General features: G+C 68.9%; 21 protein-coding genes and 1 pseudogene. 10 read left to right on the top strand and 12 right to left on the bottom strand.

All coding sequences use genetic code 11. From position 1 onward, the window contains the following. Positions 1-67 precede the first annotated feature (67 nt). A pseudogene (locus A6A40_RS18805) lies at positions 68-196 on the top strand (IS5/IS1182 family transposase); the annotation flags it as partial. Positions 197-541: 345 nt separating this feature from the next. Here A6A40_RS18805 and A6A40_RS18800 read toward each other — a convergent pair. From A6A40_RS18800 to msuE, 8 genes are all read right to left on the bottom strand, one after another. Beyond that, entirely contained in the window at positions 542-1,804 is a 1,263-nt protein-coding gene (locus A6A40_RS18800) for an SfnB family sulfur acquisition oxidoreductase (RefSeq protein WP_108547441.1), read from the bottom strand. A 36-nt stretch (positions 1,805-1,840) separates the two neighbouring features. Then, positions 1,841-2,632 (bottom strand): ABC transporter ATP-binding protein, encoded by a 792-nt coding sequence (locus tag A6A40_RS18795; protein ID WP_108547440.1) that lies wholly within the window; start codon positions 2,630-2,632, stop codon positions 1,841-1,843. Between the two features lie 26 nt (positions 2,633-2,658). Next, positions 2,659-4,020 carry an ABC transporter substrate-binding protein gene (locus tag A6A40_RS18790; RefSeq protein ID WP_108547439.1) on the bottom strand — a complete coding sequence of 454 codons (1,362 nt, stop codon included), beginning with the start codon at positions 4,018-4,020 and terminating at the stop codon, positions 2,659-2,661. Positions 4,021-4,068: 48 nt separating this feature from the next. Beyond that, positions 4,069-5,124 (bottom strand): branched-chain amino acid ABC transporter permease, encoded by a 1,056-nt coding sequence (locus tag A6A40_RS18785; RefSeq protein ID WP_108547438.1) that lies wholly within the window; start codon positions 5,122-5,124, stop codon positions 4,069-4,071. Positions 5,125-5,127: 3 nt separating this feature from the next. Continuing rightward, a complete protein-coding gene (locus tag A6A40_RS18780; RefSeq protein WP_108547437.1) occupies positions 5,128-6,015 on the bottom strand; it encodes a branched-chain amino acid ABC transporter permease in 888 nt (295 codons plus the stop codon). Between the two features lie 3 nt (positions 6,016-6,018). Continuing rightward, a complete protein-coding gene (locus A6A40_RS18775) occupies positions 6,019-6,858 on the bottom strand; it encodes an ABC transporter ATP-binding protein (RefSeq protein WP_108547436.1) in 840 nt (279 codons plus the stop codon). A 66-nt stretch (positions 6,859-6,924) separates the two neighbouring features. Further along, complete coding sequence (gene sfnG, locus A6A40_RS18770; protein ID WP_108547435.1) at positions 6,925-8,034, bottom strand: dimethylsulfone monooxygenase SfnG; 1,110 nt, start codon at positions 8,032-8,034, stop codon at positions 6,925-6,927. Positions 8,035-8,066: 32 nt separating this feature from the next. After that, positions 8,067-8,639 (bottom strand): FMN reductase, encoded by a 573-nt coding sequence (gene msuE, locus A6A40_RS18765; RefSeq protein ID WP_108547434.1) that lies wholly within the window; start codon positions 8,637-8,639, stop codon positions 8,067-8,069. 295 nt (positions 8,640-8,934) lie between these two features. Between msuE and A6A40_RS18760 the strand changes: the two genes are divergently transcribed. The 4 genes from A6A40_RS18760 to A6A40_RS18745 all read left to right on the top strand — a co-directional run bounded on the left by A6A40_RS18760 (position 8,935) and on the right by A6A40_RS18745 (position 14,489). After that, on the top strand, positions 8,935-11,109 hold the full coding sequence (locus A6A40_RS18760; protein ID WP_236783887.1) for an aliphatic sulfonate ABC transporter substrate-binding protein: 2,175 nt from the start codon (positions 8,935-8,937) through the stop codon (positions 11,107-11,109). A gap of 174 nt (positions 11,110-11,283) precedes the next feature. Then, positions 11,284-12,141: an amidohydrolase family protein gene (locus A6A40_RS18755; RefSeq protein WP_108547432.1), complete on the top strand. Its 858-nt coding sequence runs from the start codon at positions 11,284-11,286 to the stop codon at positions 12,139-12,141. Positions 12,142-12,156: 15 nt separating this feature from the next. Beyond that, positions 12,157-13,287, top strand: a complete 1,131-nt coding sequence (gene ssuD / locus A6A40_RS18750) for an FMNH2-dependent alkanesulfonate monooxygenase (protein WP_108547431.1) — start codon at positions 12,157-12,159, stop codon at positions 13,285-13,287. Beyond that, positions 13,284-14,489 carry an acyl-CoA dehydrogenase family protein gene (locus tag A6A40_RS18745; RefSeq protein WP_174718534.1) on the top strand — a complete coding sequence of 402 codons (1,206 nt, stop codon included), beginning with the start codon at positions 13,284-13,286 and terminating at the stop codon, positions 14,487-14,489. The genes ssuD and A6A40_RS18745 overlap by 4 nt, the downstream gene beginning before the upstream one ends. A gap of 47 nt (positions 14,490-14,536) precedes the next feature. On the opposite strand, the gene A6A40_RS18740 is transcribed toward A6A40_RS18745, so the two are convergent. Genes A6A40_RS18740 through A6A40_RS18725 form a run of 4 tightly spaced genes read right to left on the bottom strand, consistent with a single transcriptional unit; the run spans position 14,537 to position 19,444 of the window. Continuing rightward, positions 14,537-16,885, bottom strand: coding sequence for a PHP domain-containing protein (locus tag A6A40_RS18740; RefSeq protein WP_108547430.1), 2,349 nt, complete (start codon positions 16,883-16,885; stop codon positions 14,537-14,539). A 34-nt stretch (positions 16,886-16,919) separates the two neighbouring features. Next, positions 16,920-17,663 (bottom strand): ABC transporter permease, encoded by a 744-nt coding sequence (locus A6A40_RS18735; protein WP_108547429.1) that lies wholly within the window; start codon positions 17,661-17,663, stop codon positions 16,920-16,922. Next, positions 17,663-18,682, bottom strand: a complete 1,020-nt coding sequence (locus A6A40_RS18730; protein WP_108547428.1) for an ABC transporter substrate-binding protein — start codon at positions 18,680-18,682, stop codon at positions 17,663-17,665. Before A6A40_RS18730 ends, A6A40_RS18735 begins: the two co-directional genes overlap by 1 nt. A 51-nt stretch (positions 18,683-18,733) precedes the next feature. Further along, positions 18,734-19,444 carry an ABC transporter ATP-binding protein gene (locus tag A6A40_RS18725; protein ID WP_236783952.1) on the bottom strand — a complete coding sequence of 237 codons (711 nt, stop codon included), beginning with the start codon at positions 19,442-19,444 and terminating at the stop codon, positions 18,734-18,736. A 338-nt stretch (positions 19,445-19,782) separates the two neighbouring features. On the opposite strand from A6A40_RS18725, the gene A6A40_RS18720 reads away from it, so the two are divergent. The 5 genes from A6A40_RS18720 (at position 19,783) to A6A40_RS18700 (ending at position 25,311) form a co-directional block, all read left to right on the top strand. Continuing rightward, complete coding sequence (locus A6A40_RS18720) at positions 19,783-20,502, top strand: GntR family transcriptional regulator (RefSeq protein WP_108547426.1); 720 nt, start codon at positions 19,783-19,785, stop codon at positions 20,500-20,502. 192 nt (positions 20,503-20,694) lie between these two features. Then, a complete protein-coding gene (locus A6A40_RS18715; RefSeq protein WP_108547425.1) occupies positions 20,695-20,874 on the top strand; it encodes a hypothetical protein in 180 nt (59 codons plus the stop codon). Between the two features lie 175 nt (positions 20,875-21,049). Next, on the top strand, positions 21,050-22,240 hold the full coding sequence (locus tag A6A40_RS18710) for an ABC transporter substrate-binding protein (RefSeq protein WP_108547424.1): 1,191 nt from the start codon (positions 21,050-21,052) through the stop codon (positions 22,238-22,240). Positions 22,241-22,270: 30 nt separating this feature from the next. Beyond that, positions 22,271-23,452, top strand: coding sequence for an ABC transporter substrate-binding protein (locus tag A6A40_RS18705; protein ID WP_108547423.1), 1,182 nt, complete (start codon positions 22,271-22,273; stop codon positions 23,450-23,452). Positions 23,453-23,472: 20 nt separating this feature from the next. After that, positions 23,473-25,311 carry an ABC transporter permease gene (locus A6A40_RS18700; protein ID WP_108548017.1) on the top strand — a complete coding sequence of 613 codons (1,839 nt, stop codon included), beginning with the start codon at positions 23,473-23,475 and terminating at the stop codon, positions 25,309-25,311. The last annotated feature ends 1 nt before the right edge of the window (position 25,312 follow it).

The raw sequence follows: 25,312 nt of genomic DNA, 5'->3' as shown, positions 1-25,312 counted from the left end.
TGAGCCGTGCCTCGCTGGGGCTCCGGGACATTCGGAGCGTGTTCAGCCGAACCGGGGCAAGATCAGGGGGGAGCGCGCCCAGGCCATCAGACGGTCCCATGGCGGACGAACCACCAAAATCCAGGCCCTGAGCGATCCGCGCGGTCGGCCGCTCGCCTTCCTGTTGACCGGCGGTCAGGTTGCCGACTGCACCGCCGCCGAGCGCGATGAGGTGATTTGGGCGTCGATCCGCGGACTTCATCAAGGCCAGCAGCCAGCGGCTGCGACAAAGGGCGGGACACATGGATGCATCCTTTCCCGGCCAGTCAGTGCGGATTTCCCTCTTGCGCCAGAGGAGCCGTCCACACATGGTTCGGCGCTGGTGTTGGAGGCTTGCCCAGACCCTACGCGAAACCCACGAATTGGCGGGCGGCGAGATCGGAAGGATCGAGGTTTTGACCATCTGATCCGTTGGCGACGCCCGCAGCCTCTTCCAGGGTCCGGTGGCGGCCTGACCAACGGGGTGATGCCCATGGCCGGCCGCCGCACCGATCCCGCCCCGTCAACTCCAGGCATGGAGCGGCGGGTTGACGCCGTTCAGGGCGTGGTTGCCGAGGATGGCGTATTTCCAGCGCACCGGGTCATGCAGCGTGTGGGTGCGGGCGTTGCGCCAATGCCGGTCGAAGTTATGCTCGGCCAGGACGGAACGGGTTCCGGCCAGTTCGAACAGGGTGCTGCTCGCCTCAAGCGCGATTTCGGTGCTGAGGATCTTCGCCTCCGCCACCGCCAGTTGGGCCTTGGCGACGGTTTCAGCACCGGGGGCGGCGACGGCGGCATCCACCGCGAGGCCAGCCTTCTCCTGCAATGCTTCGGCGGCGTGCAGCCGCAGCGTCAGGCGGCCGACCGCCTGGATGGTATAGGGATCGTCCGACGCCCGGTCCTGCCCGCTGTCCACCCAGGGGCGGCTGCGGTTGCGCACGAACTCCAGCGTGTCGCGGATCGCCGCCTCGGCGATGCCGTTGTCGACCGCGACCTGGATGATCTGGAAGATGGCGCCGTCGGCGGTCGGCGTCTCGTAGCCCTTGTAGCCGGGCACCAGATGCGTCTTCGGCACCTTGACCCTGTCGAGGATCACCGTGCCGCTGGCGGTGGTGCGCTGGCCGAAGCCCGACCAGTCGTCGATCACCGTCAGGCCGGGGGCGTTGCGGTCGGCGATGGCGTACCAGGCGCGGCCCTGGTCGTCCACCGCGACGATGGGAACCAGATGGGCGAGCAGGGCGCCGGTCGAGTAGAATTTGCGGCCGGTCACCAGCACATGGTCGCCTTCGTCGGTGAAGCTGGTGGCGAAGTCGGCGGCGCGCTTGGTGCCGAACTCGGAAAAGGCGTTGCCGAAGCGGATGCCCGTCAGCACCTCGCCGAACAGCAGGCGCTGCTGCGCCTCGTCCGACACGGTGCGGATGGCGGCGACCACGCCCAGATGGTTCTGCGAGATCTGCGACAGCGAGGGGTCGGCCGCCGCGACGATCTGCACCACCCTGGCCAGCGTCGCATAGGAGACCTCCGGCCCGCCGAAGGCCTTCGGCACGTTGATCGACCACAGGCCGCTCTGCGAGAAGGCGTCCAGTTCCGCCACCGGCAGGATGCGCTCGCGGTCACGCTTCGATGCGGTGCCGACGACCTCGCGGGCCAGCGCCTCCGCCACCGCGATGGCTTCGGCGTCGTCCTTGATGACGTGGGCGGGCTTGGTCGGGCGGGGCAGGCCGGGGACGCCCTGTGGCGCGGGATCGGCGGTTTTGGGGGCTGTGTCGAGAACGGCAGTGCTCATCGTCTCGTATCCTTTATCGGTTTCGGGTTGGTCCGCTCAGGCAGCGGTAGGGGTGGTTGCGGCGGCGGTGGAACTGCCGACACCGAAGCCCAGATAGAAGGCCTTGATGTCGTCGCGTTCGCGCAGGTCGGCGGCGGAGCCGTCCAGCACGGTGCGGCCGGTCTCCAGCACGCTGGCGCGGTCGGCATGGCGCAGGGCGACGGTGGAATTCTGTTCGGCCACCAGGATCGACAGCCCCTCCTCGCGGTTCAGGCGCTTCAGCGCGGCGAAGATGCCTTCGACCACCAGCGGGGCGAGGCCCATCGACGGCTCGTCCAGCACCAGCAGCCGGGGCCGCGCCATCAGCGCCCGGCCGATGGCCGTCATCTGTTGCTCCCCGCCCGATGTCAGGCCGGCGGGGGTTCTGCGCCTCTCGCGCAGCCGGGGGAACAGGGCATAGATGCGCTCCAGCTCGGAGCGCAGGGCGGCGCGGTCCAGACCTCGCACCTGACCGCCGACAATCAGATTGTCCTCGACGGTCAGGGAGCGGAAGCAGTGCCGCCCTTCCAGCACCTGCACCAGCCCCGCGCGCACCAGTTCGGCCGGGCTGCGGCGGGTGGCGTCCTCACCGTCATAGACGATGCTGCCGGCGGCGATCTGGCCGCGCTCCGCCGGCAGCAGGCCGGACAGCGCCTTCAGGGCCGTGGTCTTGCCGGCACCGTTGGCGCCGAGCAGGGCGACGATCTCCCCTGTCCGCACGGTCAGGCTGACGCCGGACAGCGCACGGATGGCGTGGTTGTAGGTCGCCTCGACCCCGTCCAGCGACAGCAGCACCTCGTGAATCGTCATGGCGGCGGGACTCCTCCGGGCTGCGGTCAGTTGCTCGCGTCTTCGGCGGCGGGGTCGCGGACCTGGATGCCGTGCTCGGCGGCGTAGGCCAGCGACGACTTCTCGATTATCGGGCGCAGCAGCGCCCAGTCCGGGGCGATCCAGTCGGACACCACCTTCCACTTGGCGCCGTCCCACTGCTGGAAGGTCACGCGCCCTTCGCCTTCATGGTTGGCGACGCTGACGTTGATGGAATGGAACAGGCCCTTGGCGCCCAGCGCCTCGACCCGTGCGGGATCGAGCCGCAGATGCTCGAAGCCCCAGCGCACCTCGTCGCCGGTCAGGGTCCGCTTGCCGAACTTGTCCTGGGCGATGCGCACCGCCTCGACGTTCAGGATGCCGTTCACGATGCCGAGATTGTGATAGACGCTGCCGATCCGCTTCTTGTCGTCCAGATTGCCCTTGCCGGCGCCATAGACCGTCTTCGCGATCTCCTGCAGCACCGGATAGTCCGCACCCGACGCCTGGGTGGTGATGGCGGTGTAGCCCTTGGCGGCGTCGCCGGCCGGGATCACGTCCTCCTCGGAATTGGACCAGACGTTGCCGATGATGCGGTCGGCCGGGAAGCCGACCTTCTGCGCGGTCTTCAGCGCCACCGGATTCATCACGCCCCAGCCGCGCAGGACCACATAGTCGGGCTTGGTCCGGCGGATCGACAGCCATTGCGACTGCTGTTCGTTGCCCGGATGCGGCACCTCGACCTGCTCGACCGAGAAGCCGTATTTCTCGGCCAGCAGCTGGTAGATCGGAATGGTCTCCTTGCCGTAGGGCGAGCCGTGGTAGAGCACCACGATCTTCTTGCCCTTCAGCTTCTCCAGCCCGCCTTCCCGCGTGCCGATGTAGTTCACGATGCCCGAGCTTTCGCTGTAGGGGTTCAGCAGCAGCGGGAAGACATATTTGAAGACGCGGCCGTCGGTGCTGTCGGTGCGGCCGTGGTTGACGGTGATCAACGGAACCTTGTCGCGGCCGACATCGTCGATCATGGCATAGGCGATGCCGACCGACAGCGGGTTCCAAGCAGCGACGCCGGGCCGGTTCTTCTGCCGCTTGTAGCATTCGACGCCGCGCTCGACCTCATACTGGGTCTCGCACTCGTCCCAGGTCAGCTTGACGCCGTTGACGCCGCCGTCCCGGTTGTTGACCAGGGTCAGATAGTCGATGAAGCCGCCGAAGAAGCCGGTGCCGCCGGCCGCATAGGGACCGACGCGGTAGCTTTGCAGCGGGAAATACTGCTCGTCGGCCTGGGCGGCGGCGGGCAGCAGGGCGGCGGTGCCGAGCAGCGCGCCCAGCAGGGCGGCCTTCAGGGACAGCGTCTTTCGGAACAAGGGACGGGTGTTCGGACGCGACATCTGGTGTGTCTCCGTTGGAAAGGGCGGTTTTTGAAAAAGGAGGAGTCGTCAGCCGGTGCGGCGGAAGCGTCCGGCGATCCGGTTCCACAGTCGATCGAGCAGGGCGGTCAGGCCCGCCGGTTCGGCGATCAGGAAGGTGACGATCAGCAGGCCGAGGACGATGCGCTGGCTCATCTCCAGCACGCCGCTGTCGAACAGCCCGCCCAGCAGCGCCTCGCCCAGCCGGGCCAGCAGCAGCGGGAAGACGACGATCAGCGCCGCCCCCAGGAAGGCTCCGCGCAGCGAGGCCAGCCCGCCGATGATCACGATGAACAGAATCTGGAAGGAGCGGTCGAGGTTGAAGCCCGCCGGCTCCACCGTGCGCAGGTAGGCGAAGGCCCACAGCACGCCGGCCACCCCGATGATGAAGGAGGAGACGGCGAAGGCCAGCAGCTTGACCCGCAGCACCGGGATGCCGATGACCCGCGCCGCCGTCTCATGGTCGCGCAGGGCGACCAGGGCGCGGCCGGTCGGGCTTTCCACCAGCCGCCACACCGCCAGCGTCACCGCCGTCACCACGCCGAGCGCGAACAGGTAGCGGCCGGCGGAGCTGTCGAGCGGCATGCCGGCGACCGACAGCGGCGGCACGGTGACGATGCCCGACGGGCTGTTGTTGGAAAACCAGCCGACCTTGTTGAACACCCACTGCACGAAGAACTGGGCGGCCAGCGTCGAGACGGCGAGGTAGAAGCCGCGCAGCCGCAGGCTGGGCAGGCCGAACAGCAGCCCGACCGCGGCGGCGACCAGCCCGGCCAGCAGGATGTCCAGCAGGAAGGGCAGCCCCGGCAGGCGCAGCGCCAGATTGTAGGCGGCATAGGCCCCCACCGCCATGAAGGCCGACGATCCCAGCGACACCTGCCCGGCATAGCCGGTCAGGATGTTCAGCCCCAGCCCGGCCAGCGCCAGCGCCAGGAAGGGCGTCAGGATGGCGTCGAACAGATATTCGCTGGCGACCAGGGGCAGGACGCCGTAGGCGACGATCAGCAGGACACCGATGCCGAACGGGGCGGGGGAGAGGCGGCGCACCGTGGCGGTTCCGGCCTTCTCAAGCGCGAGATCGGTCATGGCTCAGACCCTTTCCACCAGCTTGGCGCCGAACAGGCCGGACGGGCGGATCAGCAGGAAGCCGAGGGCGGCGACATAGGCGATCCACCCTTCGATGCCGCCGCCGACGAACGGCCCGAGATAGACCTCCGCCAGCTTCTCCACCGCGCCGACGATCAGGCCGCCGACGATGGCCCCGGCGATGGAGTCGAAGCCGCCCAGCACCAGCACCGGCAGCGCCTTCAGCACCACCAGCGACAGGGAGAACTGCACGCCCAGCCGCGCCCCCCACAGCAGGCCGGCGACCAGCGCCACCACCCCGGCGGCGGTCCACACCGCGGTCCAGATGCGGTCCAGGCTCAGCCCCACCGCCAGCGCGGCGAGCTGGTCATCGGCGACGGCGCGGAAGCCGAGGCCGATGCGGGTGTAGCGGAAGAACAGGGTCAGCGCCGCCACCATCGCCCCGGCCACCGCCGCGGCGAACAGGTCGAAGCTGCTGATCAGCACGCCGCCGATTTCCAGCGGCAGGTCGTCGATGCCCAGATCCAGACCGTGCACCTGGGTGCCCCACAGCAATTGCGCGGCACCCTCGATGACGTAGGAGACGCCGAGCGTCGCCATGAACAGGGTGATCGGCGGCTGGTTGACCAGCGGGCGCAGCACGGTGCGCTCGATCAGCGCGCCGATGATCGTCATCGCCGCCAGCGTCAGCAGGATCGCCGCCCAGACGGGCAGGCCGCGCTCCGCCAGGCTGACGAAGGTCAGTGCTGCGAACAGCAGCAGCGCCCCCTGGGCGAAGTTCAGCACGCCGGAGGTCTTGTAGATCAGGACGAAGCCGATGGCGACCAGGGAGTACATCACCCCCGACAGCAGGCCGCCGACCAGCACCTCGGTGAAGAATTGCCACTCCATGGCTCAGATGCCCTCTCCGGCTTCGAGGTCGTGGGCGACGCCGAGATAGGCGTCGATCACCACCGGATCGTTGCGGATGTCGTCCGGTGTGCCGTCGGCGATCAGCCGGCCGTAATCCAGCACGGCGATGCGGTCGGACAGATCCATCACCACGCCGACATCATGTTCGATCAGCACGATGGTGGTGCCGAGATCGTCGCGGGCGGCGCGGATGTGGCCGCTGAGATCCCGCTTCTCGGTCAGGGTCATGCCGGCCATCGGCTCGTCCAGCAGGAGCAGGCGGGGCCGCGCCACCAGGGCGCGGGCAAGCTCGACCCGTTTCTGTATGCCGTAGGGCAGGGTGCCGGCCGGACGGTCGCGGACACCGTCCAGATGCAGGAAGGCCAGCAGCTCCTCCGCCCTGGCATGGGCCTCCGCCCGTTCCCGCCGGGCGGCCGGCAGGCCGATGACCTGGGCCAGCACCCCGGCGCGCAGCCGGTGCGACAGACCGGCGGCAACGTTGTCCAGCACCGACAGCCCCTTGAACAGCGCCAGATTCTGGAAGGTGCGGGACACGCCGAGCTTCGCCAGCCGGTCGGTCGGCACGGCAGCGAAGCTGTGCCCGCCGAGCCAGACCCGGCCGCGGTCGGGCTGGTACAGCCCGCTGACGACGTTGAGCAGCGAGCTTTTGCCGGCGCCGTTCGGACCGATGACCGCCCGGATTTCTCCCGGCGCGACGGCGAAGGAGATGTCGCTCAGCGCGGTGACGCCGCCGAAGGACAGCGACACCGCCTCGACCGCCAGGGCGGACGGAACGTTTCCGTTCGCGGGCGAGACAACGGGTTCGGAAAGGACGGCCGGCATGGGCGCGCTCCGCTGAAGACCTCGGGTCATGGGGCGAGGGAGGTGGGCCTCCCCTGCGGGACTTGCTCAGGCGGCGACCGCTTCCCGTTCCTTGGCCGCTTCCAGTTCGCGGACCAGCGGGATGACGTGTTTGCCGAAATACTCGACCTCCTCCTGGAAATGCAGGAAGCCGAGCAGGACCAGATCGACGCCGATGGATTTCAGGTGGACGATGCGCTCCGCCACCTGACGCGGCGTGCCGATCAGGTTGGTCTTGAAGCCGTCATTGTACTGGACGAGATCCTCGAAGGTGGATTTGGCCCAGTTGCCCTCGCGCTCCGGCGAGGCGTTGCCGGCATTCTGGACCTCATGGTGGAAGCCCTTCACCGCGTCGGGATCGGCCTTCTCCAGGATCTCGTTGAGGACGGCGCGGGCCTCCTCCTCGGTCTCGCGGACGATGGCGAAGGCGTTGACGCCGATCTTGGCGCGGTGGCCGGTGCCGGCCTCCTTGGCGCGGATGTCGTCGATCTGCGCCCTGATGCCGTCCGGCGTGTTGCCGTTGGTGAAATACCAGTCGGACACGCGGGCGGCCATGTCGCGGGCAGCGCGGGAACTGCCGCCCTGGAACACCTCCGGCAGCGGGGCCAGCGGCTTCGGCTTCAGCGTGTAGTTCTCGAAGCGGTAATAGGCGCCGTTGAAAGAGAAATTGTCCTCCGACCAGACCCCGCGGATGACGCGGATGAACTCCTCCGACCGGCGGTAGCGCTCGTCATGGTCCAGCCACGGCTCGCCGATGGCCTGGAACTCGCCGCGGAACCAGCCGCTGACGATGTTGACGGCGATGCGGCCCTTGGTCAGATGGCTGATGGTGGCGACCTGCTTGGCCAGCAGGGCCGGGTGCCAGGGGCCGGGCAGCACCGCGGCGATGACGTTCAGCTTCTCGGTCGCCGCCAGCAGGGCATGGGTGAAGGACACCGATTCATGCTGGTTGTCGGCACCGTAGCCGGCGGTGAAGCGGATCTGGCTCAGCGCATACTCGAAGCCGGCCTGCTCGGCGATCTGCGCCAGCTTGCGGTTGTAGTCGATGTCCCAGCTTGTGCGTTGCTCGATCTTGCTGATGACGAGGCCGCCGGACACGTTCGGAACCCAATAGGCGAACTTCACGGCGTCGGAATTGGCAGTCGTGGTGGCGGTCATGGCGAAGTCTCCGGGAGCGGAAGAATGGAGGATCAGGCGGCGGCCAGGGAAGCGGCGGGAGCCGCCAGCCGGCCCAGCGCGGCGATGCGCACCGCCTCGTCGGCGGCGCGGGCGGCGCGGGCGGCGATGTCCGGGCTGGTCAGGCGGTAGTCGGTGAAATCGCCGTCCTGGGCGAAGACGCCGGTCGGCACCGTGTGGGCCAGGAAGAAGCCGAACAGCGGGCGCAGCTGGTGTTCGATCACCAGGGCGTGGCGCGGGCTGCCGCCGGTCGCGGTCAGCACCACCGGCACGCCGCCCAGCGCGTTCGGGTCGATGAAGTCGATCAGATGCTTGAACAGCCCGGTGTAGGAGCCCTTGTAGACGGGCGTGCCGACGACCAGCAGATCGGCCCCGGCGATGGCGGCCAGCGCCTCGGCCACGCGCGGCGGGATTGCCTTCGGGTCGGTCAGCGATCCCAGCTCCGGCGCCAGTTCGCCGATCACGATGTCGGTGCGATGGATGGAAACCTGTGCCTCCACCCCCTCGACCACGGCATCGATCAGGGCGCGGGTGCGGGACCGGGCGCCGAGATTGCCGGAGACGGTGACGACCTTGATCTTGCCCATTTTACACAAGCTCCAGTGCGGGAATGTCCGGAGCCATAGGGGCAAGCTGTGTGCCAAGCCGACAAGCCACTGAAAATAATGATAAAGGTCTGTCGCGGGCAACGAGGCCCCGTTTCAAAGGCAGCAGCCGTCACGCCACCGCTGCTGCACATGCAACAGGAAGCATGTGAAACGCATCAATCAGACAGCACAAATAGCATGAATAGTTTGTAATATTGAATCTATTTCCATATTGATACACTGGGGAATGATCGGGGTGACCCGACGATGCCCGCCCCAGGAAGCAGGTGCCGCCATGACCAGGATCCCGCCCAGTGACCGCTGGCCCGCCGCGACAGCCTTCGACGCCGTTCCCCGTCCGGGGCCCGGCCTGTCCTCCTGCCGGTTCGACGCCGCCGCCTTGCCCTCCGTCGTCGTGGGCCAGGACGGGAGTTGCGGACCGGGCATCGACGCCGCCGGTTACGAACAGCGCCGCATCGTCGCCTTCGACCCGGCCAGCCGCGCCCGCAAGCCGAAGATCCGCGCCACCGCGATGGTGTTCGAGGATCCGCAGTCGCAACGGCTCCAGGCCGATCTCGACCGGCTGGCGCCCAGCGACGCCACCGTGCTGATCATAGGCGAAACCGGCACCGGCAAGGAACTGGTCTCACGCTATATCCACAGCTGCAGCCGCCGGGCCGACGGCCCGTTCGTCGCCGTCAATTGCGGCGCCTTCAGCGACACGCTGGCCGAGGCCGAACTGTTCGGCTTCGAAAAGGGAGCCTTCACCGGCGCGCTGAAGACCCAGGCCGGCTGGTTCGAGGCCGCCCATGGCGGCACGCTTCTGCTGGACGAGATCGGCGACCTGCCGCCCGCCCTTCAGGTCAAGCTGCTGCGCGTGCTGCAGGAGCGCGAGGTGGTGCGTGTCGGCTCGCGCAAGCCCATTCCCATCGACGTCCGCGTCATCGCCGCCACCAACGTCGATCTGGAGGCGGCGGTGGAGGCCAAGCGCTTCCGCGAGGATCTGTATTTCCGCCTCAACGTTGCCTCGGTCCGGCTGGCGCCGTTGCGCGAGCGGCCGGGCGACATCCCGCCGCTGGCCCTGCATTTCCTCGACCTCCACAAGGAGCGGCTCGGCCGGCCGGAGCTGTCGCTGAGCGGGGAGGCGCTGCGCCGGCTGGCCCAGTGCCCCTGGCCGGGCAACATCCGCCAGCTGGAGAATGTGCTGCACAACGCGGTGCTGCTGGCGCCCGGCCCGGAAATCGGTGTGGACGATGTCCGGCTGCGCTGCGAGGGGCATGGTCGGGTGTCCAATGTGGCGGAGCCGCTGCCCTGCGATGTCGAGGGCGCGGTGAAGGCGCTGGTCGCCCGCGCCGTCGCCGACGGCGAACCGGAGCTGTATGAGAGGCTGGTCCGCACCGCGGTGCGCAGCGCCTTCGACCTGGCCGATGGCAACCAGATGCGGGCGGCGGAAAGCCTGGGTATGACCCGCAACGCCTTCCGAACCCAGCTGGCCCATCTCGGCGCCATCGCGCCGCGCCGCCGCCCCGGCGCACCGGAACCGGGCGAGGAGCGGCTTTCCAAACCGTCCTCCCCCCATCCGGCCCTCCGGCCGGCGAACCTTGTGGATCTGCCGATTGGCTATCAGAAGTTCGGCACCTCCGGCATCCTGAAGATGCGCGGCGCCGTGGAGCAGCGGCTGGCCGCCCATGGCTATCGCGTCACCTGGACCGAGTTCGTATCCGGCCCGCAGATGATGGACGCGCTCGGCAGCATGCAGGTGGAATTCGTGGCGACCGGGGAGGCGCCGCCGGTCTTCGCCCAGGCGGCCGGCGTGCCGCTGGTCTATGTCGGCTACGACCCGCCGGCCCCCAATGCCGAGGCGCTGCTGATCCGCCATGACAGCCCCTTCCGCAGCACCGCCGACCTGCGCGGGCGGACGGTGGCGCTGCACACCGGGTCGAACGTCCATTATTTCCTGCTGCGGGCCTTGCAGGCCTATGGGCTGACCTTGGACGACGTGCGCATCGTCCACATGCAGCCGGCGGCGGCGCTGGAGGCGCTGCTCGACGAGATGGTGGATGCGTGGGCGATCTGGGATCCGCTGTTGTCCTCCGCCCAGATCCGCGACGACACGCGGGTGCTGACCGACGGCAGCGGGCTGGTGCCGAACCACCAGTTCTACCTCGCCAACCAGAGCTTCGCCGACCGCAATCCGGAAGCCGTCGCCATCCTGCTGGACGAGGTGGGCAAGGCCGGCGAATACGCCGCCCTCCACGCGGCGGAGGCGGCGCGCAGCATGACGCGCGACCTCGGCATCGACGCCCCGGCGCTGGAACTGGCCTTCAGCCGGCTGACCTACGGCGCCAAGCCGCTGGACGACCGGGCGGTGCGGCGCCAGCAGGCGGTGGCCGACAGCTTTCACGCCTCCGGTCTGCTGAAATCCAGCATATCGGTGCGCGAGGCGGTGTGGTCGGGGAACTGGGCGTAGCGCACGATATGTGAAATCGGCGCTGCCCTTGCAGCAATTCCCCGGCGGCGGCTGTTGCAATTGCAGCGCGACCGCCGGGGAGGAGCTTCGTCAAGCGTCTGGAAACAAAGGAAAAACCGGTTTGGCACCGTTGTTGCGCTTAGTCGGCAGACCCTGCAACCGGAGACCGCAACCGTGTCCCGCAAGATCATCGACCTGCGCAGCCGCCCCGCCTTCCTGCATGACTTCTACGGGGCGACCCCCGGCACCCCCGGCTTCGAGACGGCCAGATGGCTGAACCGGCGCGTCGGCACCCGTGGCGACGACAGCCATTTCACCCGCTCCCACACGCTGGACGGCTATCTCGCCGATGTGCGCGAGGCCGGCATCACCGCCGCCGCCATCATCGGGCGCGACACCCCCGGCGTCAGCACCTCCAACGACCGGGTGCAGGAGCTGGTCGCCGGCCGGCCGGAACTGATCGGCGTCGGCTCCGTCGATCCGCAGCGCCAGGGCACCGCCGCCGCGGTGGCGGAGGTGGGCCGAGCCGTCACCGCGCTGGGGCTGAAGGGCATCAATCTGGAGCCGGGCTTCCTCGATCCGGCGATCGCCTTCGACGATCCGTCGCTGCTGCCGGTCTATGACGCCTGCGATCAGTTGAAGGTGCCGGTCTTCCTGATGACCGGCCCGACCACGCCGGACCCGCGCTTCAACGATCCGGCTCCGGTCGGCCGCATCGCCCGCGCGTTCCCCAACCTGAACATCGTCATCCATCACGGCTTCTGGCCGCATGTGGCGGAGATCGTCGGGATCGCCTTCCGCCATCCCAACGTCCACATCGTGCCGGACATGTACCTCTTCCTGCCCGGCAGCCGCCTTTATGTCGAGGCCGCCAACGGCTTCCTGCGCGACCAGCTGCTGTTCGGCAGCTCCTATCCGTTCCGCCCGATGAAGCAGACGGTGGAGGATTTCCTGAAGCTCGGCTTCGACGGGGCGGTGCTCGACGGGCTGCTGTTCGACAATGCCCGGCGCCTGCTGGCGCTCGACCTCTGAGCGGAGGACCGACCCATGGACATCTTCTGGTTCCTGCCGGTGCATGGCGACGGCCCCTATCTGGGCAGCCAGATCGACAGCCGCGCCGCCACGCTGGCCTATCTGACGGAGATCGCCCAGGCCGCCGACCGTCGCGGCTATCATGGCGTGCTGGTCCCCTGCGGCAAGGCCTGCGAGGAGCCCTACATCGTGTCGGCCGCGCTGATCGCGGCGACGGAACGGCTGCGCTTCCTGGTCGCGACCCGCCCGTCCTCGATGACGCCGACCTTCGCGGCGCGGCTCGCCGCCGGGCTGGACCGGCTGTCGGGCGGGCGCTTCTACCTGAATGTGGTGGCCGGCGGCGACGCGGCGGAGCTGGCGGGCGACGGCGTCTTCCTCGACCATGACGCCCGCTATGCCCAGGCGGCCGAGTTCTTCACGGTGTGGAAGCGGGTGCTGGCTGGCGAAACCGTCGATTTCGCCGGCAGCCACGTGACGGTGAAGGGCGCCACCGTGCCGCTGCGGCCGGTGCAGCGGCCCCATCCGCCGCTGTTCTTCGGCGGCTCGTCGCCCGCCGGCCATGCCGCGGTAGCGGAGCATTTCGACACTTACCTGACCTGGGCCGAGCCGCCCGACGCGGTGGCCGCCAAGATCGCGGACGTGCGGGCGCGGGCGGCGGCGCATGGCCGCACCCTGTCCTATGGCCTGCGCGTCAACATCATCGTGCGCGAGACCGAGGCGGAAGCCTGGGCCGCCGCCGAGAAACTCATCAGCAAGATCGACCGCGGCGCCATCGAGGCCGCGCACGGTGCCTTCCGCCGCTTCGAATCCGAAGGCCAGCGCCGGATGACCGAGCTTGCCTCCCGCGCGGATCTGGTGGTGGCGCCGAATTTGTGGGCCGGCGTCGGGCTGGTGCGCGGCGGCGCCGGGACCGCGCTGGTCGGCAACCCGCGGCAGGTGGCGGACCGGCTGCTGGAATACCGCGATCTCGGCATCGACAGCTTCATCCTGTCCGGCTACCCGCATCTGGAGGAGGCGCACCGCGTCGCCGACCTGCTGTTCCCGCTGCTGCCGGTCACGGCCCCGCCGCCGGCCGCCCAGGCGGCACCCGACGTCGCCTTCGTCAGTCCCTTCGGCGACCTTCAACCGGCCAGGAGCGCGTCATGAGCATCGTTCCGCTGTCCAGCCCCGCCCTGCGCGGGGCGCTGGCTGACCTGAAAAGCCTGTTGGCCGAGACCGCCGTCGCCCGCGACCGGGCCGGCGGCACCGCCAAGGCGGAACGCGACGCCATCCGCCGCTCCGGACTGCTGACCCTGGCGATTCCGGCGGCCTACGGCGGCCAGGGGGAGGGCTGGCCGGCGATCCTGGGGGCGGTGCGGGACCTGGCGCAAGTGGACTCCTCGCTGGCCCATATCTTCGCCTTCCATCACCTGATGGTCGCTTCGATCCTGCTTTATGGCAACCCGACCCAGCGGGCCGGGCTGCTGACCGCCACCGCCCGGCGCGGCCTGTTCTGGGGCAATGCACTGAACCCGCTCGATCGCCGCACCCATTTGGCGGCGGCTGGAGAACTGGCGGAGGACGGGGAGGAGCCGCAAAGCTGGATCCTGAACGGCACCAAGAGCTTCTGTTCCGGTGCCAGCGATTCCGACCTGCTGCTGGTGTCGGCGGACGGTCCGGACGGGGTGTTGCGGGTGATGGTTCTGCCGACCGACCGGTCCGGCATCGCCGTGCTGGACGATTGGGACGCCATCGGCCAGCGCCAGACCGACAGCGGCACCGTCACCTTCACCGACGTGGCGGTGTCGGCGGCCGACATTTTGGGACCGCCGGGACCGTTCGGCGACGTCGCCTCCAGTCTGCGCCCCTGCATCGCCCAGTCGATCCTGGCCAGCCTCTATCTCGGCATCGCCGAAGGGGCGCTGGCGGCGGCGCGCGGCTTCACCCTGACGGAAGGGCGGCCGTGGCGGGCATCGGGCGTGGCCAGCGCCGCCGAGGATCCCTATCTGCTGCATCATTTTGGCGAAGTGCAGCTGGCCGTCGCCGCCGCCGATGCGCTGGGCGGACTGGCGCTCGACCGGCTGCAACGGGCGTGGGAGCGCGGGCGGTCGCTCGGGAGCCAGGAGCGGGGCGAGACCTCGCTCGCCGTCGCCACCTTCAAGGTCGCCGCCGCCCGTGCCGGTCTGGACGCCGCCGGCCGGCTGTTCGACATCACCGGGGCACGCGGGGCCGCCGGGCGTTACGGCTTCGACCGCTTCTGGCGCAACATCCGCACCCACTCCCTGCATGACCCGCTGGACTACAAGCTGAAGGAGCTGGGTGTCCACGCCCTGACCGGCGCATTGCCGGAACCGGGCTTCTATTCCTGATCCGCCCCTGCCGATCCGGCGTGACCGGATCGACAGGGGCGTCGGCCTCAGAGCGACAGGAACAGCGCCGAGGTCCACACCCGCGACTGGTCGCGCTGGCGTCCGGTGAGGAACAGCGGATGTTCGCGGCCTTGCTCCAGCCCTAGACAGGCGAGCGGGATGCGGCCGGCGAGGTCGCGCGGCAGCGGCGCCTCGGTCACGCGCTCGACCGTCACCTCCAGCTCGGTGCCGGCCAGAATCCGCGTGACGGAGCCTGCCTCCAGCAGCGCATCGCCGTCGATCTCCAGCGCCGCTTCCGGCGCGTGCGGGTTGGGCGGCGGCGTCAGCGGGTTGCCGACCTTCACATAGGTGCCGATGTCCAGATGCACCCGGATGCGCGTGCCGGCCAATCGCGACAGGGTCAGCTCCACCCCGTCGGTGTCGCCATGGGTGACGGTGCGCAGAGCCACGGTGGTGGCGTCCTGCCGCCAGCAACCCTGTTCGGGATGGTCGAATCCGAAGGGCTCGACCCGTTGCACCGCCGCGCCGGTGACGGTGATGCCGCCGCTCCAATAGGCGCCGCGGTAGCGGTCCTTGATGCGGGCGCCGCCCAGGCGCAGGCGGATGCGCCGCTCCGACAACCCCAGTTCGCGGTGCAGGTCGCGCTCCCACAGCAAAGTCTCGCCGTCGTAAAGCCGCAGGCTTTCCCAGCCGCGGTCGCCGAGCAATCGATAGTCGAGCGTATCGGTCGCCGACGCCGTCACCACCTCGCCCATCCAGCGGTCGCCGAGCCGCAGGCTGGCGAAGCTGCGCTCGCCGGTGGTGGCGAAGGTGCGGCGCGCGCGCAGCGCCCGTCCGATGGTGGCGCGGTCGAGGCGGTCGGCCAGCACGCCGGTCAGCCCGCCGCGCGCGCCGAACACCGCGGTGGCCGGGGCGCCGCCGCCGCAGCGGCCCTGATGCTCGTCGCTGCTGGCCGAGGCGCCGAGCCGGTAGCCACGGGCCAGCGCCTCGGCATAGACCCAGTGGAACTGGCCCCAGGCCGAGCCGATCTCGATCAGCCGTTCCAGCTCCGGATGGTGCCAGTCGAGATTGCAGCGCCGGCCGCCGACATGCGGGATCAGCAGATGGCCTTCCGGATCGTCCTGATAGGCGGCATAGAGGTCGTCGAGCGGCCAGGCGCCGGGGCGCAGCTTGCCGCGCGTGGACTCGTTCCACTCGAAGGAGCGGACCGGCTGCCCGCGGCTGTCGGTGGGGAATTGCGGCACGCCGTCGCGCAGGAACACCACATTGTGGTCGCCGCCCGCCGCCGAGTTGCCGCACCATTCGGTGCCGGGATAGCAGACGAAGCGGCCCACCTCGTTGAAGCGATCGATCAGCCCGACCGCCTCGGTCCAGGCCTTTTCGGTGACGTTGAAGTCGTTGGCGGTGTAGCCCAGCACGTCCAGCCCGGCGACGTCGCGGCCGTAGGACAGGTTGTAGGCGGTGTCGTTGGTGCCGACCGTGTCGTTCGAATGCACATGCAGGTCGGCGTAATAGGCGCGTGGTGCATCGTTCTCGACGGTGACGAAGGCCTCGGCTGCGACCAGCCCTTCCGCGGTGGCGGCGATGCGCCAGTCGCCTTCCGACAGCGCGGCTTCCCGGCGATGGACCAGCCAGCCATAGGCGTCCGGGTTGGGCGCGAGCGTCAGCGCTTGCGTGGTCTCACCCTGCGGGCCCGTCAGCGTCAGGGCGGCATCGATGGCGCCGCCGGTACAGCAATTGCCCCAGACATCCTCGGCGCGCAGCAGCAGGCTGGCCGGGCCGGGCGCGGTCAGGCGCGGTGCCACCAGACGCAGGGCGGCAGGAGCGCCGGGGACAATGTCGATCACGCAGTCGCCCGGCACCTCGGCATATTTCTGGCTGCCCAGCGGATCGATGAAGACGCGGAAGCGGAAGCCCTGCTCGACGAAGCTCTGCACCCGCGTGCCCGGCCCGCCGCGCCGCCGGTCGCCCAGCCGGATGACGATGCGGTCGCCGGGATTGAGATAGCCGTCGATCACGTCGATGACGATGGCCTTCTGATAGGGGCGCTCATGGCCCTTCTGGTCGAAGCGCACCTTCAGCGCCTGGATGGTGGCCGGACTCTGCCCCGGCACCAGCGGCCCTGCCTCATACTCCGCCGAGACATAGTTGGCGGCCTGCGGGTCGCTGGTCTGGAACAGCGCCCAGTCCGAATAGAACTTCATCGCCAGCTTGATGCCGGCGCCGTCGGCTAGGCCCGACGCACCGACCTCGTAGACCAGTTGCAACTCGGTCCATTCGCCGGCGACCAGCCGGCGGTGCGAACAGCTGGTCGACCCCAGGAAGGGGCGGTCCTTGTTGCGCTCGTACAGCCCGACGGGGGCGATGTGGCGGACAGGCGGCGTGGCTTCGGACATGGCGGCGTTTCCTCCGGTTTTGCGGTTTTTCGGGTCAGGCGAGGTGCCAGTGGCGGTAGCGCCGCTCGATGCGGCGGAAGACGAGGCTTTCGGTGATCCAGGCGGTCATGCCGATGATGGCGACGCCCAGCAGCACCTGGGTGGCGTTGCCGATCTGGCCGCCCATCGCGACCATCCAGCCGATCCCCTGCGAGGCGCCCAGCATCTCGGCGGCCACCAGCGCCCGCCACGCCTGGCTGAAGCCAATGCGCAGCGCCGCGGTCAGGAAGGGCAACGAGGCCGGCAGGTAAACGTGACGGATCAGCTGCCAGCGCCGGGCGCCCAGCACGCGGGCGGCGCGCAGATTGCCGTTGCGGATGGCGAGGAAGCCCTCCTGCACCGTCACCGCCATCGGGAACAGGGCAGCGACCACGATCACCATGGTGATGGCGACATAGCCCAACCCGAAGAAGATCATCGACAGGGGCGCCCAGGCGATGGGCGGGATCGCCATGAACAGGCCGGTCAGTGGGGCGGAAAAGGCGCGGAAGCCCGGCGACAGCGCGCCGGCCAGACCCAGCGCCAGCGCGCCCAGCACGGCGACGGCGAAGCCGCCGGCCTCGCGCAGCAGGCTGGCGCCGACATGGGCGGCGAGCTGGCCGCTGTCGAGCCAGCGCACCGCCTCCGCCGCCACCGCCCAGGGCTGCGGCAGGACATAGGGCGGCAGGTTCCAGGCGGCCGCACTCCAGACCAGCAGCAGCGCCGGAAAGGCCGCCCAGCCATAGAGCCGGGTCCGCATCAGCGGCCCGCCCGGCGGAGGTAGGAGCCATCGACGATGTCCGCCGCCTTCATCGGCGCCGGGATGAAGCCGAGCGCCAGCGATGTGTCCATCAGCCGCTGTATGAAGGCGAGGTCGCTGTCCTCAAGCCGGTCCGACCAGCCCAGCCGCTTGCGCGCCTCTGCGGCGACCGCGGCCGGGGCGATCTCCGTGCCGTCGGCGCGCTTCACCGGCTCCAGCTTGAAGGCTTCGGCGATCAGGGCGTCGCCTTCGGCCGGGTGGTCGGACAGCCAGGCGATGGCCTTGGCATGGGCGCGCAGCAGCTTCACCACGTCGTCCGGCCGTTCCGCCAGCGTCTTCTTCGGCGCCATCACCACGTACCAGGGATAGCCGGGCAGCGCCTGGTTGACGTCGAACAGCACATGCGCGGCACCGCGCAGCACCTGCTGGCTGATGAAGGGTTCCCAGGTGAAGGCGGCGTCCACCGTGCCGCTGTCGAGCGCGGCGTTCATGTTGCCGACGGGCATGGAGACCACCGACAGGTCGCGGTCGGGGTCTAGGTCGGCGGTCTCCTTCAACACGATGCCGCGCAGCAAGACGTCCATCCCGCTGCCGCGCGCCACTCCGGCGACCTTGCGGCCGCGCAGGTCGGACAGCTTGGCGATGGCGGGATTGTTGGCGATCACCGCCGCCTGCCCGTAATTGACCTTGGCCAGGATGCGGCTGTCCAGCCCGCGCGCCGCCCATTGGTAGACCGGTGGCGCGCCGATATAGGCGACGTCCAGCTCACCGGCAGCCAGCGCCTGCTGGATGACCGGCCCGTCGCCGAAGGGCTTTGCCTCCACCGTCAAGCCTTCTTCGGCATAGAAACCCTTGCGGTCGGCGACCAGCGCCGGGGCGTTGGCCATGGCGAAAACCCAGCCGATCCGGAGCGGCCGGCTTTCGCCCGTTGTCGCGGCCCCGGCCGGGGCGACGCCGGCGAGCAGGGCGATGGAGCCGTACAGGGCGGCGGACAGAGCCGCGGCGAACATCCGGTTCATGCGCGATATCCTTTCGGTCGGGGCTGGCAGGGGGATGTTCCGGGGCTTGGCTCACGCCGCGCCGACGATGGCGGAAATCCGCTCCAGCAGCGTGTCGGTCAGGGTGGTGAAGCGCTCAAGCCGCCGCGTCTCGCGCAGGCGGCGCGGGCGGGGCAGGTCGATGGCCAGTTCGCTGTGGATGCCGGCCGGGGCGATGTCGAGCAGCACGACGCGGTCGGCCAGGAACACCGCCTCCTCGACGTCGTGGGTGATGAACAGGACTGTCTGTCCAAGCCGGCCGCACAGGCGCAGCAGTTCCTCGTTCAGAGTGGCGCGGGTGATGGCGTCCAGCGCAGCGAAGGGCTCGTCCATCAGCAGCAGGCGCGGTTCCAGCACCAGCGCACGGGCCAGCGCCACCCGCTGCTGCATGCCGCCCGACAGTTGGTGGGGAAACTTGCCGGCCGCGGCCTCCAGCCCGACCAGCGCCAGTGCCGCCAACGCCTTGTCCCGCTGCTCCGCCTCCGGCAGCCGGCCGGCCATCCGCAGGCCGAACCGCACATTGTCGAGCACATCCAGCCAGGGAAACAGCTGCGGCGACTGGAAGACATAGCCGAGCGCCGGCATCTCCGGCGTGACCGTTTCGCCGTCGATGGTGATGCGGCCGGAGCTGGGCGGCAGGAAGCCGGACAGCAGGTTCAGCAGCGTGGTCTTGCCGCAGCCCGACGGGCCGAGCAGCGCCACGAACTCTCCCGGCCGGGCGGACAAGGCCAGGGACCGAAACATCGGATGGGTGCCGTCATAGGCGAAATCCACAGCCTCGACCCGGAAAGCGGCGCCGTTCGACGGAAGGCCCGCGCCATTGCGAGGAGGGGCCGCATAAGCGGCGGTGGAAGGAATGGTGAGGATTCCACTGCTCATTTTTGTTCTTCCCCCCGAACCAACCAGCGTCATTTGATAATACAATATAATACATATTATAAAATACATGGCAACTAGGGAATTGAATCGGATTCACGCGGGCGGTGTCGTGAGGGCATGTTGGCTTGAGCCGCCCTGTCGCAGGTGGCATCAAGGCGCGTCCGCCGGTCGATCGGGTCGGTCAATGAAGAGGAGAGGGCAGGGTGGCCCTGGTGCGAAACAATGCGACGGCGCTGTACCGGCAGATTGCCGACCGGTTGCGCGACGAGATCGCCGCGCGTCTGTTCGAGCCGTCGGGACGGCTGCCGACGGAAAATGAGATCGGCGCCCGCTTTGGCGTCAGCCGGGTCACGGTCCGTTTGGCGCTCGACCGGTTGGAGGCGGACGGGCTGATCGAACGCCGCAAGGGCAAGGGCACGTTCACGGCGGGCAAGCGCGTCCAGCATCCGCTCGACCGCCTGCGCAGCTTCCACGAATCGCTGCGCCTCCAGGGGCTGGACGCCACGATGCGGCCCTTATCCGCGCGGATCGTCGCGACGCCGCGTGATCTGCGCGAGGATTTCGGCCCCCACTGCCTGGAGGTTTGCCGCCTGCATCTGGTGGATGGCGAACCGGTGGCGCTGGGCCGCAGCCTGCTGCCGCCGGCCCTGGAGCCGGTCGTCTGGCAGGCGGCCGGAAACAAGCCGATCTACGGGATTCTGCAGGACATCGTCGGCAAGCCGGTCGGCGGCGCCGACATCGAGGTGAAGGCGGCAGCCGCCGATGCGGAGGTTGCGGTTGCGCTTGGACTGCCGGCGGGCGCGCCGGTGCTGGTGATGGACCGCCGCTCCGTTTTCATTGGCGGCGGCTGCGCCGACCGTTCGGTGTTCCACATCCGGTCCGAACGCTACAGCTTCATCCTGTCCCATCGCTGGGAGGGGTAGGTTTGGGTGGCGGCCGGTACCGCTCCGGCATCGATGAGGGGCTCTCCTGCCTCAGCCAGAAATAACATAAAAATTTAGTATATTAAAAATCATAATCACTATCTTTACAGTAGGAATACGGAGTGATTATGCTATCCCTCCATGGTGATTGCGGGGCGGCGCAGGCGGCCCCGAACCGAGGAGACATCAGGAATGCCGTTCCGTCAGTTGCATGACCGCGTCGGCACGCTGCCGGACGGTGACGATATCGCCTTGCAGGACGCGGCGTCGGTCGCCGGCCTGCTGATCACCACCGAGGCGCTGATCGTCGAGCGTCCGGAACCGAAGTCCCCGGCTGCACCGGCCGGGGCCGGTGGCGGTTACGATTTCTGATCGTGGCCGTCAGGACGAAGGCGGGCGCAGCGACCAATGTCCTTCCGGCGCTCCGCTCCGCCGGTGTCCCGTCCTCCCGTGCCTGAAGCCGCCGCCCGTCAACGGGTCCACGCCCCGGTGCCGGGCGGCGGCCTTTTTCGAATTCGAGCCCCTGAGCCATTTTGGAGACGATGCCATGTCCCGGCCTGTCCTTTCGCGGCGTTCCATGCTGTTCAACACCGTGGCCGGGGGCCTGGCGCTCGGCTGCATGACCATGATGTCCAGCGGGCTGGCGACTGCGGCGGAGGTGACCGGCGAGCCGCTGTGGTTCGGGGTCAGCGGGCCGTTGACCGGTCCCAGCGCCCAATATGGAGCGCAGTGGAAGAAGGGCTTTGACCTGGCGCTCGACCAGATCAATGCCGCCGGCGGGGTGAAGGGCCGTCCGCTGCGCTACGTGTTCGAGGACAGCCAGAACGATCCGCGCCAGTCCATCGCCATCGCCCAGAAATTCGTCGCCGACCCGAAGATCCTGATCGAGCTGGGCGACTTCTCCAGCCCGGCGTCGATGGCCGCCTCGCCGATTTATCAGCGGGCCGGGCTGGTGCAGTTCGGCTTCACCAACTCGCACCCCGACTTCACCAAGGGCGGCGACTTCATCTGGAGCAATTCCATCAGCCAGGCGGAGGAGCAGCCGAACGTCGCCGATTTCGCCGTCACCTCGCTGAAGCTCAAGCGGCTGGCGGTGCTGCACCTCAACACCGACTGGGGCCGCACCAGCAAGGACATCTTCGTCAAGGCGGCGAAGGAACGCGGGGCGGAGGTCGTCGCCGCCGAGGGTTATCTGCCCGACGAGAAGGACTTCCGCTCCACCCTGGTGCGGGTGCGCGAGGCCAATCCCGACGGCATCGTCCTGATCTCCTACTATGCCGACGGGGCGGCCATCGCCCGGCAGCTGAAGCCGGTCGGCCTCACCCAGCCGGTGGTCGCGGTGGGATCCGTCTATTCGCCGAAATTTCTCGAACTGGGCGGCGAGGCGGTCAACGGCGTCCACACCCGCGCCAACTTCTTTCCAGCCGAACCTCGTCCGGAGGTGCAGGGCTTCGTCGCCGCCTACCGTACGAAGTACCAGGAGGAGCCGGACGCTTTTTCCGCTTACGCCTATGACGCGGTGCTGGTGGCGCAGCGGGTGATCGAGGAGGGCGGCACCGACCGCACCGCGATCCGCGACGCCTTCCCCCGCGTCAAGGACATCCCCAGCGTCATCTTCGGCAAGGCGACCTTCGATCCCGAGACGCGCCGCGTGTCCGGCGTGCGCAACGTCAAGCTGGTGGTCAGGGACGGCGCCTTCACCCTCTGGGACGGCAGCATCCCCGCCGCCACCAACTGATCCGAATTTCAGCGTATGAAAGCCATTTCCATGCTCGATCTTATCCTTCGCTCCACCGCGCTCGTCGCCGGCACCCTGTCGCTGCTGACCGCCCTCGGGGTCGTCCAGCCGGCCTTCTCGCAGCCCGCCGATCCGGCGAAGGAGCCTGTGGTGCTCGGCGTCAGCGGGCCGCTGACCGGCCAGTATGCGCAGTATGGCGCGCAGTGGCAGCGCGGCTTCGATCTGGCGCTGGAGCAGGTGAATGCCGGCGGCGGCATCCAAGGCCGTCCGCTGCGTGTGCAGTTCGAAGACAGCCAGAGCGATCCCAAGCAGACCGTCGCCATCGCCCGCAAGTTCGTCGCCGACAGCCGCATCGTCGCCGAACTGGGCGATTTCACCAGCGCGGCGTCGATGGCGGCTTCGCCGATCTACCAGACTGGTGGGCTGGTGCAGTTCGGCTTCACCAACTCGCACCCCGACTTCACCAGGGGCGGCGATTTCATCTGGAGCAACGCGCTCAACCAGGCGGAGGAGATGCCGGTCCTGGCCGACTACGCGGTGACGGCGCTGGGTCTGAAGCGCGTCGCCCTGCTGTTCATCAACAACGACTGGGGCCGCACCAGCAAGGACCTGTTCGCAAAGGCCGCCAAGGAGCGGGGGGCGGAGGTGGTCGGCGCCGAGGGCTATCTGGCCGACGAGAAGGATTTCCGTTCCGCCCTGGTCCGGGTGCGCGACACCAAGCCGGACGGCATCGTGCTGGTCTCCTACTATGCCGACGGCGCCCAGATCACCCGCCAGCTGCGCGAGGCCGGATTGACCCAGCCGGTGGTCGCTGCCGGGTCGGTCTATTCGCCCAAGTTCCTGGAACTGGGCGGCGCGGCGGTCGAGGGCGTCCACACCACCACCCCCTTCTTCCCCGGCGACCCGCGGCCGGAGGTGCAGACCTTCGTCAAGGCCTACACCGGCAAATACGGGCTGGAGCCGGATGCCTATTCCAGCCGCGCCTATGACGCGCTGCTGCTGCTGGCGACCGTGATCCGGCAGAGCGGCACCGACCGCACCGCCCTCCGCGATGGGCTCGCCACCGTCAAGGACGCGCCGAGCGTGGTCTACGGCACCGTCCGTCTCGATCCCCAGACCCGCCGCGTCGACAAGCCGCTGAGCACGCGGCTCGTCGTGAAGAACGGCGCCTTCACCCTGTGGGAACCGGTGGCCGTCAAGGCCGCGAACTGACGCCGGAAGGACCGACCATCGTGCTTCCCACCACTCTCGGCCCGTGGCTCGATTACACCATCAACGGGCTGGTCATCGGCAACATCTATGCGTTGCTGGCCGTCGGTCTGGCGCTGATCTTCGGCGTCTCGCACCTGATCAACTTCGCCCATGGCTCGGTCTACATGGTCGGCGCCTATATCGGCTGGCTGTGCGTGACGAAGCTGAACCTGCCGCTGCCGCTGACCTTCGTCGTGGTGGCCGCCGGCTGCGGGCTGCTTGGGGCGGTGATCGAGCGGGTGGGCCTGCGTCCGCTGCGCAACGCTCCGCGCATCGCCCCGCTGCTCGCCACCATCGGCCTGTCGGTGGTGCTCGACCAGTCGGCGCAGCTGCTGTTCAGCCCCGACCCGCGCGCGCTGCCGACCCAGCTGCCGACATGGCGCATCGCCATCGGCGGCGGCAGCATCGGCGCGCTCGACCTGCTGATCGCCGGGGTGGGCGTCGGCAGTGCTGCCCTGCTCTACGGCTTCCTGCGCTTCACCAAGCTGGGCTGGGCGGTGCGGGCGACGGCGCTCGACCGCGACGCGGCGCAGCAGTGCGGCGTCGACGTCGACAAGGTGAACCGCACGGTGTTTGCCATCGCCTCGGCGCTGGGCGGGGTCAGCGGCCTGCTGGTCGGCATGTATTACAACACCATCGACCCCAACATGGGCTTCCAGGCCGGGTTGAAGGGCATCGTCGCTCAGTTGATCGGCGGCGTCGGCAATGTGCCGGGCGCCATCGCCGGCAGCCTGCTGCTGGGCCTGATCGAGAGCTACGGCATCGCGCTGTTCGGCACCAGCTACCGCAACCTGTTCGCCTTCGTGGCGCTGATCCTGATCCTGGTTCTGCGGCCCAACGGCCTGTTCGCAGGCACCCGCCGCCTGCCGCCGGAGCCGCTGACCGGAACCTTCATCGCCCCCAGCCGGCCGCTGGTCCTGCCGAAATGGGCGGTGTGGACGCTGGCCGCGTTGGCGCTTGCCCTGCCGCTGGCCGTGCAGCAGCCCTATCTGTTGCAGACGCTGGGCAACGCATGGCTCTACGCCCTGCTGGCGCTCAGCCTGACGCTGGTCGCCGGGACGGTCGGGCAGGTGTCGCTCGGCCATGCCGGGCTGCTCGCCATCGGCGCCTATGCCTCCTCGCTGCTCGCGCTCGATGCCGGGGTGCCGGTGCTGCTGGCGGTGCCGCTGGCCGGGCTGGTGGCGGCGGCGCTGGGCACCGCGCTGGTCTATCCCGCCTTCCGGCTGCGCGGCCATTACGTCTCCATCGCCACGCTGGCGGTGGGGGAGATCGTGACGCTGGTCATCCTCAATTGGGAAAGCCTGACCCGCGGCCCGATCGGCGTCACCGGCATTCCGCCGCTGTCGGTGGCGGGCAAGCCGCTTGTCAGCGGGCAATGGGTCTATTGGGTGCCGCTGATCATCCTGCTTGCCTTCGCCGCCCTGCAATCCCGCCTGCTGAACTCCCATCTCGGCCGCACGCTGCGGGCGATCCGCGAGGACGACGTGGCGGCGCGCTCCTACGGCGTCGACCTCAACCGCTACAAGGGGTTGGCCTTTGCGGTGGCCGGATTCGTTGCGGGGGTGGGCGGCGCGCTGATGGCGCATTTCTACTCCTACATCAACCACGAGACCTTCCCGGCGCCGGTGTCGATGCTGGCGCTGACCATGGTCATCCTCGGCGGGCTCGGCAATGTCGCCGGGGCTGTGCTGGGCGCGGCGGTGCTGGTCGGGCTGCCGGAGCTGTTCCGTGCGGCGGCCGAATACCGCATGCTGATCTACGGCGTCGTCCTGCTGCTGCTGATCCGCTTCCGCCCGCAGGGCCTTCTGGGAACGGTGTGAG

Source organism: Azospirillum humicireducens (assembly GCF_001639105.2).
Lineage (GTDB): Bacteria > Pseudomonadota > Alphaproteobacteria > Azospirillales > Azospirillaceae > Azospirillum > Azospirillum humicireducens.
Note: the sequence above shows the minus strand (reverse complement) of the source record. Positions and strands in the feature narration are given on the sequence as shown.